General features: G+C 71.6%; 14 protein-coding genes. 4 read left to right on the top strand and 10 right to left on the bottom strand.

The annotated features are described in order from the left end of the window. Window positions 1-83: 83 nt before the first annotated feature. On the top strand, window positions 84-788 hold the full coding sequence (locus BAY60_RS25055; protein WP_112283457.1) for a TetR-type transcription factor C-terminal domain-containing protein: 705 nt from the start codon (window positions 84-86) through the stop codon (window positions 786-788). Here BAY60_RS25055 and BAY60_RS25050 read toward each other — a convergent pair. The 6 genes from BAY60_RS25050 to BAY60_RS25025 all read right to left on the bottom strand — a co-directional run bounded on the left by BAY60_RS25050 (window position 785) and on the right by BAY60_RS25025 (window position 8415). Then, entirely contained in the window at window positions 785-2857 is a 2073-nt protein-coding gene (locus tag BAY60_RS25050) for a CoA-binding protein (RefSeq protein WP_112283456.1), read from the bottom strand. The two genes, BAY60_RS25055 and BAY60_RS25050, sit on opposite strands and share 4 nt — an antisense overlap. 47 nt (window positions 2858-2904) lie before the next feature. Further along, window positions 2905-4434: a tripartite tricarboxylate transporter permease gene (locus BAY60_RS25045; RefSeq protein ID WP_112283455.1), complete on the bottom strand. Its 1530-nt coding sequence runs from the start codon at window positions 4432-4434 to the stop codon at window positions 2905-2907. A 5-nt stretch (window positions 4435-4439) separates the two neighbouring features. Then, window positions 4440-4916, bottom strand: a complete 477-nt coding sequence (locus BAY60_RS25040; protein WP_170160534.1) for a tripartite tricarboxylate transporter TctB family protein — start codon at window positions 4914-4916, stop codon at window positions 4440-4442. A 24-nt stretch (window positions 4917-4940) separates the two neighbouring features. After that, on the bottom strand, window positions 4941-5954 hold the full coding sequence (locus BAY60_RS25035; RefSeq protein ID WP_112283453.1) for a tripartite tricarboxylate transporter substrate binding protein: 1014 nt from the start codon (window positions 5952-5954) through the stop codon (window positions 4941-4943). Between the two features lie 60 nt (window positions 5955-6014). Beyond that, on the bottom strand, window positions 6015-6812 hold the full coding sequence (locus BAY60_RS25030; protein ID WP_245992794.1) for an alpha/beta fold hydrolase: 798 nt from the start codon (window positions 6810-6812) through the stop codon (window positions 6015-6017). Window positions 6813-7653: 841 nt separating this feature from the next. Further along, window positions 7654-8415 carry a CPBP family intramembrane glutamic endopeptidase gene (locus BAY60_RS25025; RefSeq protein ID WP_112283451.1) on the bottom strand — a complete coding sequence of 254 codons (762 nt, stop codon included), beginning with the start codon at window positions 8413-8415 and terminating at the stop codon, window positions 7654-7656. 172 nt (window positions 8416-8587) lie between these two features. Between BAY60_RS25025 and BAY60_RS25020 the strand changes: the two genes are divergently transcribed. Then, complete coding sequence (locus tag BAY60_RS25020) at window positions 8588-9847, top strand: hypothetical protein (protein ID WP_112283450.1); 1260 nt, start codon at window positions 8588-8590, stop codon at window positions 9845-9847. A gap of 53 nt (window positions 9848-9900) precedes the next feature. Here BAY60_RS25020 and BAY60_RS25015 read toward each other — a convergent pair whose 3' ends face one another. The 4 genes from BAY60_RS25015 to eccCa are packed head-to-tail and all read right to left on the bottom strand — an operon-like array spanning window position 9901 to window position 16100. Continuing rightward, on the bottom strand, window positions 9901-10410 hold the full coding sequence (locus BAY60_RS25015; protein ID WP_112283449.1) for a hypothetical protein: 510 nt from the start codon (window positions 10408-10410) through the stop codon (window positions 9901-9903). Between the two features lie 47 nt (window positions 10411-10457). Further along, window positions 10458-11783 carry a hypothetical protein gene (locus tag BAY60_RS25010; protein ID WP_112283448.1) on the bottom strand — a complete coding sequence of 442 codons (1326 nt, stop codon included), beginning with the start codon at window positions 11781-11783 and terminating at the stop codon, window positions 10458-10460. Between the two features lies 1 nt (window position 11784). After that, entirely contained in the window at window positions 11785-12129 is a 345-nt protein-coding gene (locus BAY60_RS25005) for a hypothetical protein (RefSeq protein ID WP_245992793.1), read from the bottom strand. Continuing rightward, a complete protein-coding gene (gene eccCa / locus BAY60_RS25000; RefSeq protein ID WP_112283447.1) occupies window positions 12126-16100 on the bottom strand; it encodes a type VII secretion protein EccCa in 3975 nt (1324 codons plus the stop codon). The genes BAY60_RS25005 and eccCa overlap by 4 nt, the downstream gene beginning before the upstream one ends. Window positions 16101-16307: 207 nt before the next feature. Here eccCa and BAY60_RS24995 point away from each other — a divergent pair, with 207 nt between their 5' ends. Together BAY60_RS24995 and BAY60_RS24990 are read left to right on the top strand one after the other, a co-directional pair. Further along, window positions 16308-16859 carry a WXG100 family type VII secretion target gene (locus tag BAY60_RS24995; protein ID WP_112283446.1) on the top strand — a complete coding sequence of 184 codons (552 nt, stop codon included), beginning with the start codon at window positions 16308-16310 and terminating at the stop codon, window positions 16857-16859. A gap of 34 nt (window positions 16860-16893) precedes the next feature. After that, window positions 16894-17190: a hypothetical protein gene (locus BAY60_RS24990; RefSeq protein ID WP_112283445.1), complete on the top strand. Its 297-nt coding sequence runs from the start codon at window positions 16894-16896 to the stop codon at window positions 17188-17190. Window positions 17191-17309: the final 119 nt, after the last annotated feature.

Genomic DNA, 17309 nt, shown 5'->3' with positions numbered 1-17309 from the left:
GACGCTAACAGGACCCTCTCCGGGCCGTCTAGTGTTCATCCGGAGAGTTCCTGAACGCGACGGCCGGGGAAAGGGGAGACGACGTGCCGGATGAGCTCGCCAGCAAGATCGTGGCCGCGAAGTCCACGAAGCGTGCCACCAAGCAACTGATCTACGAACACGCTCTCCGGCTGTTCGCGACGCGAAGCTATGCGAAGACGGGCCTGCGTGACATCGCGCAGGCGGTGGGCGTCGAGGTCGCCAGCCTCTACACCCATATCGACGGCAAGAACGCCTTGTTGTTCGACCTGATGGACTACGGGACCCGGGACCTGTTGCAGCGACTCACCTCCGCCATCGAGGACGTCGGGCCCGACCCGCTCGCCCGCCTGTACGCGCTGGTGCGTGAGCACGTCGCCGTCACCTGCCGCAGGCAGAACCAGACGCTGGTCGCCTTCAACGAGATCCGGGAGCTGAACACGCAGCAACGGGACAAGATCATCCCGTTGCGCGAGGAGATCGAGAACCTCTACATCGCCGCGGTGGAGGACGCGATCGCCGACGGCCGGATGCGCCCCGTCAACGTCCGGGTCACGGTCTACGGCATCCTGGCGATGGGCCGCGGCGTCGCGACCTGGTACCGCCCCGACGGGCCGCTGACCCCCGAACAGGTCGGCAGCGAGTACGCCGACCAGGTGCTGCGCGGACTCCTGACCACCGCGTCGCTGGCCAGGTTCGGCGACGAGCCGATCGAACTCACCGATCTCCTCGACACCACGCGCGGCGAGCCAGGGCATCGGAATCCCTAGCGGCCGGGGATCGCGACCGCATCGAGCACACAGACTCCCCGGTCGTGGATCCGCACGGGATTGCACTCGAGCATGGTGTAGCCCTCGGCCGCGTAGGCAGCGGCAAGCTGGTCCAGCAGCCGGATGAGCTCGTTCCGCCGGGCGGGATCGACCCCGCGCACGCGCTGCCCGACGAAGCGGCCGACCTCGGCGGGTGTCGCGGGCCAGCCCAGGAAACCGACGTTCCCGCGCTCCTCGACATCCGTGCCGCCGTCGCCGAGCGTGACGATCGTTCCCGTCGGCTGCTCGCTGATGCTGAGGAAGACGTCTCTGCCCGGCGGTGCCAGCTCCTCCAGAAGCAGTGCCGGCAACGGGATTCCGCGGCCGGCGGCCGCCTCCGACATCGCGGCCTCCGCCTCCCGTAGTCGCTCGACGCTGCGCACGCCGAGGGCGACGAGACCCGCCTGGCTCTTGTGGGTCACCCCGGGGCTCATGCCCTTCAGGACCACGGCCTCGAACGGCAGCGTCGGGGGCGTCTCGCCCGGAGCGTAGGTCACCGCGCGCGGAACCGGGATGCCGTGCGTGGCGAGGGTGGTCTTGACCCGGTGCTCGTCGGGAGCCACGACGGACGCCGCCGGCCCGTTCCGCCCGGCGGCGCCGGCGCTTGGCCGATGCTCCTCCGGCTCGCGCGCGCCGGGATGCGTGCGCAACCACGGGCCGAGGCCGTCGAGGCTGTGCTCCAGGCTCGGACAGGCCAGGACGTTGCCGGTGTGCCGGTAGCCCCCCACGACCTCGGAGGTGACCGCGGTGTAGGTCAGCTGCGTGACGACCACCGGCTTACCCGCCCTCGTCGCGGCCGAGGCCACCAGCTCGAGCAGCCGCTGGTGATCGGGCAGCGATCCGGACGGCAGTCCCAGCGAGGGCACATAGACCGCGGCACCCACGCCGGGATCCCGGAGTACGTGCTCGACGGCCGTCGCGAACTCGTCCGGTTTCGACAGCGCCTGGCCACCGAGGTCCAGCGGGTTGGCCGGGTCGAGGATCCCGGCGAGCCCGGTGATGGCCTCGCGCGTCGCGGGCGCATAGGGCCGCAGTTCGATCTCCCGGTCGGCGGCCGCGTCGGCGATGATGCCCACCGCACCCCCGGATGCGGCGAACACGGCCAGGTTGCTCCCCGCCGGGCTGCCGAAGCGTTCGTGCAGGGCGAGGGCGGTCACCAGACCGCCCATGGACGCCACCTGCTGGATGCCGAGCTGCGCGAGGAGACCGGATGCGGTCGCGTAGTCGCCCGCGAGTGCACCGGTGTGGGTGGCCGCGGCCCGTGCCCCCGCCTCGCTCTTCCCGGTCTTGAGCGCATAGATGGTCTTTCCGCGCTCGCGTGCCGCGCGGACGGCGGCGCTGAAGTCCGCCCAGCGCGGTGTCGCCTCGAGCATCAGTCCGATCTGGTCGACCTCGGCCGAGTCCGCGAGCGCCTCGATCCACTCGGATACTCCGATGGCATGCCCGTTTCCGATGGACGCGGCGTGCGCGAGCCCGGCTCCGTAGGCGGACAGTGCCGCGAGGCTTCCACACACGAGGCCGCCGCTTTCCATGACGATCGAGGTCCTGCCGTGCTCGATCTCCCACGGTACGGGCGCGCCGAACGCGTACGCGCCGTGAGCCCGGCTGATCACGCCGAGGCCGTTGGGTCCGATGAGCGCCATACCCGCCTCGTCGGCGATGGCGCGCGCCTTGGCTTCGGCCTCCATCCACTGTGGTTCCTGGGTTTCGGCGAGCCCGCTCGTGAGAGCGACCAGACCCGCGGCACCGACGCTCGCGGCCTCGGCCACGATGTCGACGAAATGGTCCCTGGCCACGGCGACCACCACGAGGTCGGCGGGTGGGGCCTCGCTCAGCGACGGATAGCAGCGCAGGCCCCGCACGGTCGCCGCCCGAGGGTTCACCGGGATCACCACGCCGTCGTAGCGATGCCTGGCGAGGTTCTCCAGCACGGTGCGGCCGTAGAAGTTGCGCTCCGAGGCGCCGACGACGGCGATCGAGTGGGGAGCCAGTATGCGGCGCAGGCTCTCGGCTCGCTGATGACGGTCCATGTCGCCTCCGGGTTCGTGGTCAGGGCGGGGGTCGGTGTGTCGCGGGGTCACGGTCTGCCCGCCTTGGTGGGGGAGCCGGATTGCTCGGCTGTCTTGTGCCTGCCACGCAGCGCCTTGCGGACCAACGGCACCAGGAGGGCAAGGACGGCGAGGCCCAGCAGTGTGCCCGAGACGGGACGGGTCACGAAGATGGCGGGATCTCCGTTGGAGATCAGCATCGCCTGACGGAACGAGGTCTCCATGATGGGTCCGAGTACGAAGGCCAGCACGAGCGGGCCCGGCTCGAGACCGGCCTTGCGCATGAGGTAGCCGAGCGCTCCGAACGCGAGCACGACGTACATGTCGAAGACGTTGTTGCGGACGCTGAACACGCCGACCATCGTGATCAGGACGGTCAGGGCCGCGAGCACTCCCACCGGCACCTTCAACAGTTGCACGAACACGCCGACGAGCGGCAGGTTCAGCACGAGCAGGACGACGTTACCGAGCACCATCGAGGCGATCACGCCCCAGAAGATGTCCGGATGCGACGTGATGAGGTCGGGCCCGGGTGTCACGCCCTGCAGCAACAGGGCACCGAAGATGAGCGCGAGCACGCCGTTCGAGGGCAGGCCGAGCGTCAACAGCGGGATGAAGGCCGACGTGGACGACGCGTTGTTGGCCGTCTCCGGCCCGGCCACCCCCTGGATCGCTCCGCGGCCGAAGGCGTCCGGGTGTTTGGAGACGCGTTTCTCCACACCGTAGGACGCCAGGGACGACACCACGCCGCCACCGCCGGGCAGGACCCCGATCAGGAATCCCAGCAGCGAGCCGCGGGTGATGGCCCCTGACGACGTCCGCAGGTCGGCACGCGTGGGCAGGATCCGGCCCACCTTCGCGCGGTCGACGCCCGCGCCGGCCCGGCCTTCCAGGTTGAACAGCACCTCGCCGATGCCGAACAGCCCCATCGCGATCGGCACGAAGTTCAGACCGTCGCGCAGGTCCTCGATGCCGAGGGTGAACCGGGGGCTCCCGGTGATCGGGTCCATCCCGACGAGGGCAAGGAAAAGGCCGAGCAGCGCCGAGATGATGCTCATGCTGAACGAGCGCGTGCCGAGGTAGGTCACCAGCAGGAGCCCGACGGCCGCGAGCGCGACGTACTCCGGTGGTCCGAAGCCGACCGCGATGTCGGCCAACGGCGGTGCGATCAGCACCATGCCGGCCACCGCGACCAGCCCGCCGAGGAACGAGCCGATCGCGGAGATCCCGAGTGCGGCGCCCGCTCGGCCCTGCCGGGCCATCTCGTAGCCGTCGATGGCGGTGACCACGGACGCCGCCTCACCGGGCAACCGCAGCAGCACCGACGTGATCGTGCCTCCGTAGTAGGCGCCGTAGTAGATGCCCGCGAGCAGGATGATCGCGGTGGCGGAGTCGAGCCCGAACGTGACGGGCAGCAGGAGCGCGATGGTCGCCGCGGGACCGAGCCCCGGCAGGACGCCGATGACCATGCCGAGCGAGACGCCGATGACGACGTAGAGCAGGTTCGCCGGGGCGAAGGCGACGGAGAACCCGTCCAGGAGGCTGCCGAGTACATCCATGGCCGCTACCGCCCCCCGAGCAGGAGGTCAGCGGGGAACGGAACGCCCAGCACGGGAACGAACAGGACGTAGAACACCGCGGTCGCGAGTGCGGCAAGCGTGACCGACATCCACCAGCCCTGGTGGCCCAGCACCTTCAGCCAGAACAACGCCAGCAGGAACCCGGGAACGGTGAGGCCGAGGAGGCTGAACGCCCAGATGAACACGTAGAGGCTCAGCAGCGCCGGGACGACAAGCAGTGACCTCGGGCAGAATCGCTCCTGCTCGGTGTCGTCCAGCCGCCTCGTCAGCGTCGCGACGGACGCGACGACGAGAGCGACACCGATCACCAGCGGCCACATTCCCGGGCCCGGTTCAGCCCAGGAACCGAGCGCGAGGGCCAGCGAGTGCAGGATCACCGCCATACCGGACAGCAGGCACACCACGCCGACGAGCCGATTCCTCGTCCACTTCGGTCGGTCCGTGCCCGCGGGCTCGGCCATGGGCGCCGCCTTCATGACGATCAACTACTTGCCTTCGAGGATCGGACGGTACGCCGCGTCCGTGTCATCCAGGTACTTGACGAGCTCGTTCACTGTCTCGTCCCCTTTCGTCACGAACCGGTCCCCGACGGTCTCGCGGAACTGCTCGTCCTGCGGCGCCTTGTTGATCAGCTCGGCCAGCTTGTCGACGATCGCCTTGTCGGTGCCCTTGCGCACGCCGACCAGATACGGCGAGGTGGAGTAGATGGCGTCCTCGAAGCCGAGTTCGGCGAAGGTCGGCACGTCCGGCAGGTAGGGGAGCCGGTCGGGGGTCCCCACGCCGAGGAGCCTGATCTCTCCCTTGTCGGCACGGGCGAGCAGATCGTTCGTCAGGTTGATCTGCAGGGCGTCGACGTTGCCGCCCAGCACGGCGGTCAGCGCTTCGGCGTTGCCGGGGAACGGGACGGGCTTGAAGGGCACGGCTTTCGGTCCCGTGCCGAGCTGTTCGACGGCGATCTGCCCTGGCGTCGTGGCACCCGCCGTCGCTACCGAGACCGTTCCCGGTGACTGCCGCGCCGCCTCGAACAGGTCCTCGGCCGTGCGTGCGCTCGAGTCCTTGCCCACCACGAGCGCCGATGGGAAGGCCGCGACGTTCGCGACGGGGGTGAACGTGTGCCGGTCGTACTCGACGTCCTCGACGATCGGCGTGATGACGTTCGCGCCCTGACCGATGTTGAACAACGTGTATCCGTCGGCGGGCTGGTTCATCGCGTACCGCATGGCGACGGCTCCCGACGCGCCTTCCCTGTTCTCGACGAGCACGGTCTGACCCGTCTCCTTCTGCAGGAACTCGGCCAGTGCGCGCATCGTGAGGTCGCTGACGCCACCCGCGGTGTACGGAACGACGATCGTCACCGTCTCGGATGGATACTCGGCGGTGCCGCCGCCACTTGCGGTGGTCGAGGCGCAGGCTGCCGCCGTCAGCGCCGCACACGCCGTCAGCGCGGTGATGGCCACTTTCGGGCCCCGGCTCATACGGGTGGCCGTATCGGACTTCATGGCACTCCTTCGACGTTGCGGGGGTTTCCGGTGCTCTCTCGGCGTTGCGGGGGATACGGGTCAGCGTGCGCCGGCGCGGATGCGTGCTCCGGCCAGGAAACGCAGCAGCAGCCGGTTGAACGGCGTGGGCGTTTCCCAGTTGGCCGAGTGGCCGATCTCGGGGAACACCACGGTGCCGCAGCCGTCGATGTGCTGGGCGATCAACCGCATGACCGGTGGCGGGAGGTAGAGGTCGGAGTCGCCGGTAACGAGCAGCGTCCGCGGTTTCAGCTCGGCAAGCCTGTCCCAGGTGATCTCGGTGGCGACGACATGGCGGTACGCCGAGCCCGCCAGGCGGGCTCGGTCGGCGATGTCGCGCCACCGCTGGAGCCCGTCCGGGTTCGCCGCGCGGTACGAGGGGCTGAGTTCCTTGAAGTAGGTGGGCAGCGCGTTGAACTCCGGAGGACGCAAGCCTCCGGTGAGCGACAGGTACCCGGGATCCTGAATGGCCATGAAGCTGCTGACGACCGTGAAGCTGCGCACCCGTTCTGGATGCAGGAGCGCGTAGTCGGTCGCGTAGTAGCCCCCGAGCGCTGCGCTGACCAGATGGAACGTGTCCAGCCCCAGGTGTTCTGCGACGGCATCCAAATCGTCGGCCCCCACCGGCGCGTCGCCGTCGGAGAAGGCCGAGGATCCGTAATGCCCTCGCCGGGAGTAGGCGATGACCCGGTAGCCCGCCCTGGCCAGCACCGGCTGCTGGTAGGGCCAGCTTTCGGCGCTGCCGGAGGCCGCATGGACCAGGACGACGGGAGGGCCTTCGCCCCCGGTGTCCCAGTACCAGAGGTGCCCTCCGGGGACCTCCACGGTGCCTTCCTTCACGGGCACCTGCGGGGGAATCGGCTCCGGGACCGGTGTACCGAGGCGTCGTCGTTCCGCGGACTCTGCCGAGGCTGTCTGGGGCACCAGCGCCGCGGTCGCGGCGGCGGAGGTGACAACGCCCGCCCGCCTCAACAGCCCTCGCCTGGTCAGGCCGGACGGTTTCCGATCAGCCATGGTCGCCTCCGCAGATGTCTCGCCGTCATTGCCGCACATTCTGCCGAACAGATGAAAGGTATATCCGAACCACTGTTCGGACAGTGACGGTAACAGAGCGACTGGACGTGACGCCAGGCCAACTTCGCCTGCGTGTCCGCCGAGGCAGGGGCGCGCCGCGAGCAGCAAGGACGCCCCGGTGCGAGGGCCCGATCCAACGACGTGCCGGGTCAGGTGATCCGTGCGCTGGCGCATTGCTGACGACCGGGCGCTCCTGCCGTCACTCGGTGGGCGCCGCTGAGGTCAGTCAGCCTGCTGGTATCGGTGGAGGATCGCGGTGCGTAGTGCCGGGGCCGCCGTGCCGAGCGCGGACGGGGTCGGCGGCACCATCCCACCGGTGCCCGGTGGGCTGAGCGCCAGGCGCTCGACACCGATGTGCTGGTCGCGCCGCGCCAGCGCCTCGGACAGGGCGTTCTCCAGACCTTTTCCGGCGTCCGGGGTGAACGGCGGCAGGTCGGAGGGCAGGGGCCCCTTCGGCCGGTAGCGGCCGGTTGCCTTGTGGTGGCCGCGAGGCCGGCGTCGTGACCGCCTGGGCTGTGCGCCGGGCGCGGCGTCGCCGCCAGGCGCGGACCAGGGCGGGCGAGATCCCCCGGGCGGCGTAGCGCGGGAGGTCCCGCGGTCGAGGCCGCTAGCCGGTCGTCGCCAGGAGAAGGCCCACCGCGGGCAGGAAGTTGTTCGTCTGATGGGCGACCACGCTGGCGAGGACGTTGCCGGTGAACAGCCGGGCGAGCCCGACCGGGATCGAGATCACGAGCAGCAGCGGCGTACGCAGCAGCTCCAGGTGCGCCACCGAGAACACCACGGTCGTGACGGCGAAGACGAGCCAGCGGTTCCATCGCCAGTGTTCCATGGCCCGCCACAGCACACCGCGATAGAGGACCTCCTCGCCGAGCGGCGCCAGCAGCCACACGGCCAGGAACACGACCACCGCAGCGGCCGGGGCGAGCTGCCTGCCCTCGAACGCCTCGCCGACCGCCGAGTTCGCGTCGCTGCCCGCCCAGGTCGCCCACAGCGCCGCCGCGGGCACGGTGATCAGCAGCCCGCCCAGCCCGATGAGCAGACCGGCCCGGATGTCGCGCCAGTCCCAGTGCAGTGCCAGCTCCCGGCGCACACGGTGCTGCCGGGACCCGCCGCCCAGCAGCGCGGTGCCGCCCACCGCCACCAGCGCGGCGAGCAACGTCGGAACGACCAGGAGCGTCACGAGTGGCCAGATCGTCAGCCGTTGCCGGTCGGCAAGGGCGGGATCGGCCACGGCGAACGGCACCAGGACCAGCACCGAGGCCGCCAGCCACACCGCCTCCGCGACGAGGAAGACCAGGAGCAGCAACCATCCCGCTCGCCTGCCTCCAGCCGGTGCGGCCGGGCGGTGGGCGAACAACGAACTCCGCATGGGCTGCCTCCCACCTCGACGGTAGCCGACGGGTTCCCGGCAGAGCCGCCGCCGACGCACCCGCAGCCCGATCGGCCCCGGATGCGACGTGGCAGGTTCGTGTCACGACCCGCGACGGCCCGCGGTGACCTGGCTACGGTCGGCGCCACCGGAAGACCCGAAAGGACACCTGATGCCAACGCGCCCGGCTGCCGCGCTCCTCGTCGGCCTCCTCCTCGTCGCGGGCTGCTCAGCGACCGAGCAACCGCCCCGCACCCCGCAGGACCGGCCGCCGAGCAGGACCCTCGTCGCGTGGTCGGACGCCGTCTGCGCCAACGTGAAGGTGGTCGACGAACTGCGCTCCCACGCCGGATCCTCCTACTACGCCACGCAGGTCGCCACACAGGTGAACAGCGTGCTGGCAGCGCTCGACGGGCTCGAACCCTCCGGCATCCGGCAGGCCGACGCCTACGTCACGGGCCTGACGCGGAACCTCGAGCGGCTCACCGACCAGCTGCCGGAGGGTGACGCGCGCGACCAGCTGCCCGCGGCCCGGGTCACGGCGCTCGTCGACCGCGTCGGCAGGCAGCGGCCCGCGCTGGCCCGGCTCGCCGCCGGTTCCCGGGCGTTGCGGGCGTCCTACCAGCTGGCTCCCGCCTGCGGCCCGCTGCCGCGGCCGCCCGCGCTCGCCACGAACGCGACCCGCGACCTGGTCCGCTGGGCGGACACCCTGTGCGCGACGACGCAGTCGATCGCGGAGCTGCCGGAGCCCGGCGACGAGCTGCTCAAGGATCCGCGCTTCGCGCCGTTCGAGAGCATGGAGCTGGCGAACTACCTCTCCGCTGTCGCCTCCGACGTGGAGTCGCTCACCGAACCACTCGTGGGCCTGCCCCGGACCCGGATCGCCGAGGCCGACGCCTACCGGTCGGAGCTGCTGTCCGGCCTGCGGAAGGCCAGGGCGCGGCTGCCGAGGGAAGCGCCGATGCTGTCCCCGCACGACATCGGCCTCCAACAGCTCCGGGCACGGGCGAGGCAGGCGGCGCGCACCGTCGCCGCCGCGGTGCCTGCCGGGCCCGGCCTGCCGGACCTCGCCCGCAGGCACCCGGCACTGGCCGATGCCTACGCCCTCGCGCCACGGTGCGAGCCACGCGATGCGCCGTCGTCGGCGCCCCCGACCACGACACTGCCGCCCGCGCGGGACGGCCGGAAGGTCGCGGCCTGCCAGGATGGCGGCTGCCAGATCACGGTGTCCGCGCCGGTCGACGTCACCGTCCGGGGAAACCGCTTCACGACCGCGGTGAGTGAGGGCACCGTGTGGATCGTCAACGGCAGCGGTCTGATCCGGCTCAGCGGAGCCGGGACCGGGCGTTTCGGAACGGGTGACACGACTGTCGTCTTCTCGGTGACGGCGACGACCGAGACGGCGGCGGTCCTGGACGTCTCGACAACCTAGCCCGGCGGCGCCGGCGGTGCCGACCCGCTCCTCGGCGGCGAGCGCACCGCCGGTCAGTCGTCGAGTCGCGGGAGTGGATGCCCGCAGATCTTCTCGGCGGCCTCGCGTGCGGCGTTCCACCGTGGTTCCGCGGGGCCGAAGTCGACGACAAGGCCCGGCCGGGGCTGGTTCTCCGTGACGAACCGCGCCACGTCGATGCTGGTGGACGCCCACCGCGTCAACGCAGACCGCAGCGTCGCGGGAGCGAGCGGCGCCGCCTGGGCCAGCCGGTCCGCGAAATCCCGGTAGCTCGCCGCGACACCGGCCCGTAACGCCGGGCCCTTCGTGTCGCCGGCGACGGCCAGGCTCGCGGCAAGGAGCTGATCGAACGCCGCGGCGTCCACGGTCCGGCAGACGAAGCGCGTGTGGTCCGTGCTCGGGGCCGCCGTCGTGGTGGCAGCCGGGGACGGACTCGCCTGCGGCGCGGTGCGGTGGCGTGTGCCCGGCTCGTCGCTGTGCTGGGAGCAACCTGCCAGCACGAGCGCCAGCGCGGCGGCCAGCGGGGCGATCGTCTGTGCGCGCATGGGTACCTCGTGTTCGGACCGGTGGTCGGCGGCGGGGGGAGGGCGGGTCACGGCCGCCGACGGCGGACCCGCGGCGGTGCCTCGACGGGCTGCGGCTGCAGGGGCGAGGTGCCGCCCCGGTTCTCGACCTGCCAGACCTCACGGTCGAGCGCCTGCTGTTCGGCCGGTGGCGGCGAGCTGGGCCGTGCGCCGGAGGTCACGATGGGGCGGACACCGCTCGCCGCGGGATCGCCCAGTGCCGACCTGCCACGGAGCCGCGCAGGGACGCCCGGTGCCGCCACCGGCTTCTTCGCGGGACGCTCGGTGTCCTCCAGCGACCGGGCCGGTCCGGAGCGGCCACCGGTCGCCCGGCCGCCCGCCGGGGCCATCGGCAGCATCATCATGGGCGGGACCATCCGGCCGGAGCCGGTGGCCGCCGCCGAACCCGGGCTGCTCGTGCCAGGGCCGGCGGGTGCCGGCGGCGCGTCCGGCGCGGACTGCGGAGCCGACAACGGCACCGGCCGCGCGGCCTGCTCGATCCGTGGCGGGACCTCCGGGGTCGCCGCCGCACCGGGCGGCGAGCCGGCCGGCGCGCTGCCCGGGCCGAGCCCACCGGGGCCTGGCCCACCCGGGCCGAGCCGTCCCCCGACGAGGGTGCTCGGATCGAACGCCGCGCCCACGGGCCCTGGCGGCGAGCCCGCGGCAGCAGGGGACCGGTTGGGGCGGGGCCGGGCGCCCGGGAAGCCGGGCGGAACCGCGACCAGACCCGGCATGGCGAGGCTGCCCGGCGGCAACGGCGAACCGGAGCCCGGGCCCAGCGGCACCGACGGCAACCCGCCCGGCCCGGCGGACCCGGCGAGCGTCGGCAGGGCTCCGGCGGGCTCCGCGCAGCACGCCTCCCCGGCGGAGCCCGGAGGGACGGCACGGGTACCGGCGGAGGGCCCGGGTTCGCCCGCCGCACCGGAGACCGCCTCCGCGGCGGCCAGGAAGTAGCGGTCCAGCTCCCGCAACTGCTCGGCAGCGTCGCTGCGCGCCTGCGCGCCGGTCTGTTCCGCGGTGCCGGTGAGCCGGGCGCGGGTCAGCAGCAACTGCCTGGCGAGGTCGTCGAGGGCCAGCCACGGCCGGTGGCGCAGGATTCTGGAGAGCACCTCCTCGACCGCGGCGTGGCACCGCGTGGCCTGGCGGACGAGCTCGGCACCGGTCGCGTCGTGCCAGGTCGCTCGCAGGCAGTCGAGTTCGCGCCGCAGCGAGTCCGCCAGCGTGCTCAGCTCCTCCGCGACGTCTCGCCACATCCGGCTCGCGCGTTCGACCCGGGGAAGGTGCTGGTGCGCCTCCACGTCACCCACGGCGTACTGGACCATGGCGGGAAGACGTGCGTAGTCGCTGTCGTCCACGTCAGTCCTCCACGACGACGACGGCGGCCACCGCGCCCGTGACGGCCTGCGCCCCGGCCTGGTCGGTGGCCAGGTAGTCCTCGGCCGCCACCGCCGCGGCCGCGCGCAGTGTCTCGATCGCCTCACCGGTCTCGGCGAGAAAGCCGGCGAGCCGCAGCGTGGCGAGCATGTCGGCGGCCGTGAACGCCGAGCAGGCCTGGGAACCGCCCTCACACATCTGCGCCTGCGGCGGCGGGGCGATCGCCCCGGGCGCGCTGATTCCGGCGAGCCGCTCGGCGAAGCGCCGCATGGCCTCCGGGTCTCCGTGCATCGCGTGCCGTGCCTCGCACATGGATTCTCCGATCATCGGTGGTCGTTCCTGGGCACCCAGGCCAGCTGCACCAGCTGCGGCGCGTGCCGCCTGCCGGTCAGCCACGCCCGGCCGGGCGGGAGCACCTCGGGCTTGAGCCCGCCCCACAGCGGTCCCTCGTCCTTGTCGCCGGACAGCAGCAGGCCCGGCGAGCCGAGGTCGCGCAACCGCGAGATGAACGGCTCGAACAGGGCCCGGCTCGCGCCGCCCGTGCGGCGGGCCAGCACCACATGCAGCCCGATGTCACGGCCCTGCGGCAGGAGATCGACGAGGGGCAGGAACGGATTCTCCAGCTGTCCGGCCACGAGGTCGTAGTCGTCGATCAGGACGAACAGCTCCGGGCCCTGCCACCAGCTCCGGTCGCGCAACTGCTCGGCAGTGACCTTCTTGCCCGGTAGCCGCACCGTCATCTCCTCGGCGACCTGCCGCATCAGCACCGACGTCGAGTCCCGGTCGGTGCCGTAGCCGATGAGGTGCTCCGACTCGACGTCGCCGAGCAGGCCACGGCGGTGATCGATCACGATCATCCTCGCGTGGCGGGGTTCGTAGGCGCCGGTGATGGCGCGGGCCAGTGAACGCAGGAACGCCGTCTTGCCCGACTCGGTGTCGCCGAGGAGCACCAGGTGCGGCTCCGACCCGAACTCCAGCCGCACGGGTGCGAGGTCCTGCTCGGCGATTCCCACGGCGAGCCGGTGTGCCGCGGCGTCGTGGGCTCCGGCCAGCTCGGCGTACGGCACTGTGGCCGGCAGCAGGCGCACGGCCGGAGCGGCCGGTCCCGGCCACGCCGACGACACGGTGCGCACCAGCTCGCGCAGTCCGTCGGCCAGGTCGTCCGCAGCGCGCACGCCGTCCACCCGCGGCAGTGCCACGAGCAGCTGGTGCTTGGTCATCGTGACTCCGCGCCCCGGGGCGTCCTCGGGGACCTTGATCGCCGAAGCCCGGTCGACCATGCTGTCCACCGGGTCGCCGATGTGCAGTTCGAGCTTGCTGCCGAACAGGTCCCTGATGTTCATCCGCAGGTCGAACGCCCTGGCCGCCGTCACCACCACGTGGACGCCGTAGGAAAGGCCGCGAGCGGCGATGTCGGCGACCGCGGCCTCCAGCTCCTCGAACTCCGTCCGCAAGGTCGCCCATCCGTCGACGACGAGAAACACGTCGCCCCAGGCGTCGCCGCCTTCCCGCTCCCTCCGCAGCCGCCGGTAGGCCGCCATCCCGTCGATGTCGTGCTCGGCGAACGCGCGTTCCCGCCGCGCGATCAGGCCCCGGATCTCGGCGATCGTCCTGCGCACCGCCGCGGCGTTCTGCCTGCCCGCGACCCCGCCGACGTGGGGCAGGTCGCGCACGGAGTTGAGCGTCCCGCCGCCGAAGTCGAGGCAGTAGAACTGCACCTCGCGGGGCGTGTGGGTCAGCGCGAGGCTGGTGATGATCGTCCGCAAGGCGGTGCTCTTGCCCGACTGCGGGCCGCCGATCACGAGCACATGACCGGCCGACCCGGACAGGTCGAGCACCAGCGGGTCGCGGCGCTGCTCCAGCGGCCGGTCGACCACACCGACGATCGGGCGCAGGCGGCCCGCCAGCCCCTCGTGTGCCGAGGAGAAGCCCCGGTCGTCGCTGTGCACGAGCGTGGGCACCAGCTGGTCGAGCGTCGGTGACGTACCCAGTGGTGGCAGCCAGACCTGGTGGGCCGGTGTGCCGTGGCCGCGCATGCGCTCGACGAGGACGTCGAGCAGGCTCTCGCCGACGGCCGTCTCCTCGGCGGGCGGATCGCCGTCGGTGTCGCCGGTGTCGAGCGCGGGCGGGAGGTACCGCGTCGAGTAGGCGAGCAGATCGCGTGCGCCGTCGTCGCCGGTGCCCGCCAGTCCCGGCTCTGGTGTGCGCAGCGCGCCCGAGACGTAGGCGGAGCGGAAGCGGATCAGCGCATCGTTGTCGCACTTGAGAAACCCGTGGCCCGGCGCCCGGGGCAGCGTGAAGGCGTCGCCGACGCCGAGCACCGTTCTGCTTTCCAGCTCCGAGAACGTGCGCAGGCCGATGCGATACGACAGATGTGTCTCCAGACCCCGCAGGCGGCCCTCGTCGAGGCGCTGGCTGGCCAGCAGCAGATGCACGCCCAGCGAGCGGCCCACCCGGCCGATCTGGACGAACATGTCGATGAAGTCGGGCTTGGCGGACAGCAACTCGCTGAACTCGTCGCAGATCACCAGGAGTGTGGGCACCTCCGGAAGCGGCGCGCCGGTCGCCCTGGCCCGCTCGTAGTCGCGCAACGAGGAGTAGTTGCCCGCCGCGCGCAGCAGTTCCTGCCTGCGCAGCAGCTCGCCGTTGATCGCGTCGGTCATGCGGTCCACGAGGTGGAGCTCGTCGGCGAGGTTGGTGATGACGGCGCTGGTGTGCGGCAGCTCGTCCAGTGTCGCGAAGGTGGCGCCGCCCTTGAAGTCGACCAGCGCGAAGTTCAGCGAACTCGGCGGATGCGACACGGCGAGTGCGAGCACGATCGTCCTCAGCAGCTCGCTCTTGCCGGATCCCGTCGCCCCGATGAGCAGGCCGTGCGGTCCCATACCGTCCAGAGCGGACTCTTTGAGGTCCAGTTCCACGGGCGTCCCGTCGGTGCGGACGCCGAACCGGATCCGCAGCCGGTCCCTGGTCGGCCGCGGCACCCAGGTGGCCGCCGGGTCGAACGCGCGGACCTCGCCGATGTCGAGCAACTCGGCCAGGTCCAGGGTGGTGCTCATCGGCGCGTCACCGCGCCTGTCCGCGCTCGCCCGCAGCGGTGCCAGCTGCCGGGCGATGCCCTCCGCCGCGGGCAGGTCGAGGGCGTCGGCCCAGCCGAGCTCCACAGCGCCCTCGATGGTCTCGCTGGCGAGCGCGCCGTCCTCGCCGACGTGCAGCACGATCGTGGCGGGGTCGAGCGCACGCGGCGGCGTTCCCCCGACGTCGATCACCGTGACCCCCTCGCGCCCGCCCTCGGTCAGCACGCTGTCGGAGCCGCCGGTCGAACCGCCGTCCACGACCACCACGATGTGCGGCAGCGTGTCGCGGCGGTCCGCCGAGGGATCGAATCGCCCGCGGTTGCCGAGCAGGTCGTCGATCATCGCCTCGATCGAGACGATCGAGGGCGCGACGAGCCGCAGCGGTCCCGCGGCGTCCGTCCGTTCCGGGTGCAGCGCGTGCGGCAGCCACTTCAGCCAGTCCCACCGCGCGTGCGCGACCGGGCCCGGGCAGGCCGCGACGCGGAGGTCGTCGGGAGTCTGCAACGACGCGAGCTGGCAGAGCACCGCGCGCACGAGCGCCAGTCCGCGGGTGTGGTCGCCGCGGACGTAGACGCGGCTGAACCCGTTGACGGCCATGGCCAGCGGCAGTCCGGGAACGGCCGTGTACGTCGTGAGGAAACGGCGCAGTGCCAGTGCGGACAGCGGCTCCAGCCGCTCCAGTGGCTTGGCCTCGGGCGGGACGAGCGTGATCGCCGGGCGCTGTGGTCCGACGCCGATCCGTGCGACCCCGAAGTCGGCGTCGGAGGGCCTGCGTTCCCACAGCCGGTGGCTCGCCACGAGGCAGAGCAGGCTCGCCGGTTCCGGGTGCAGGTAGACCAGGGCGTCCCGCTGCCGGTGGATGGCGCGGGTCAGCCGCAGGCGGTGCTGCCCGAGCTGCCGGAGGTAGTCCCGCCGGTGCTGTCCCATCTCCCGCTTGCCCGGCCCGGACGAGTTGAGCAGTGCGATGCCGAGCATGCCGAGCATGCCGACGCCGAACAGGCCCATGACCACCAGCCGCAGCACGCTGGAGCTGCCGCCGAAACTCCCCGAGAACAGCAGCATCATCGCGGCCATCATGGCGATCATCGGGATCACCATGAGCAGCTGCGTCCACTGCCTGCCTCCCGGACGCGGGATCTCGGGCGGAGAGTCCAGGATCAGCTCGCCCGCCGGGGTTTCCGGTGCGGGCCTGCGAACCGGCCTGCGTACGACGACGGCGCCCATCAACCATGCCCTTCGCGTGAGTTCCGACCCCGGTGATTTTCTGCGCCGTCGCCGTCGCCCGCGGGTGCGTGGCAGGAACGTGCCGCACGAGCCTGTTCTCGGCGCGGACACGGTTAGCTCGGCACATGTCCGCCGGTGTCGCGGGCACGGGACGGCGCAAGCCGTACGAACGGAAAGGAGAAGACTGTGTTCGTTGGTGGCGGTCTGATGGACGCCAACACAGACACACTCGCCCGCGTGGTGCAGATGGCAGCGGTGGTCGTTCAGGAGATCGAAGGGCACCGCGGCCGGCTCGAGGGCGAAGTGAACTCCGTGATTCCCGCGCAGTGGAACATGGAGCAGTCGCAGGCGCTGCTGGTGGCGCACAAGAAGTGGGACATGGCGATTCGCAACCTGTGTCAGAAGCTCGAGAAGCTGGGCCAGGACACCAGGTTCGCCATGAACGACTACATCGATGTCGACCAGCAGGGTGCCGCGGGCTTCGCCGGCATCGGTGACGGCGCGTTCGGGGGCGGCGGGTTCGGCGGGTTCGGCTTCGGCGGCGGTCTCGGGTCGGATCTCGGCCTCGGCGGCGGTGACTCGGGCTTCGGCCTCGGCGACGGGGACCTGTCCGACCTCGGCTTCGGCGACGGCGACTCCGATGGAGGCGGCGACAGCGGGGACGAGGACGACGACAGCGGCGGTGACGGCGGTGACGGCGACGGCGGCGACTCGTCCGCCGGGACCTACGCGTTCGCCGGACTGCTGCGTGCCCTCTGATCAGGACCAAGGAGACAACGGAAAGGAGTGAGCCATGACGCGTAAGCTCGCGATGTTCGGCGCGCTCGACGCCCTGTCGGCCAACATGAACGGCTGCGTCAACGGTGTTCAGCAGTCGATCGACTCCTGGGGCCAGGCCTCGGGGATGACGCAGGCCGACTGGCTCGACCAGGCGGGTGGCCAGTTCGCCGAGATCAGCAAGGCCTGCCAGCAGGTGATGGCCGCCGGGCAGGAGCTGATGCAGGCGATGAACCAGGGCGTGCAGACCTGTAACCACGAGAACATGGCCGCGGTGCAGCGTTCCTGCGGGCGGCTCGGTTCGGGTATGTGACGGCACACGCCGACGATGTCCCGGTGCGCGCGAGTGCACCGGGACATTTTTCTGTGGCGTGCCGGTCCTTCCGGATGACCGGAACAGGCCAACGCCCGTTGCTCGCGTCTCGCGTTCGC

Source organism: Prauserella muralis (genome assembly GCF_003202285.1).
GTDB classification, from domain to species: Bacteria; Actinomycetota; Actinomycetes; order Mycobacteriales; family Pseudonocardiaceae; genus Prauserella_B; species Prauserella_B muralis.
This window is presented reverse-complemented; position numbering and strand designations above follow the sequence as displayed.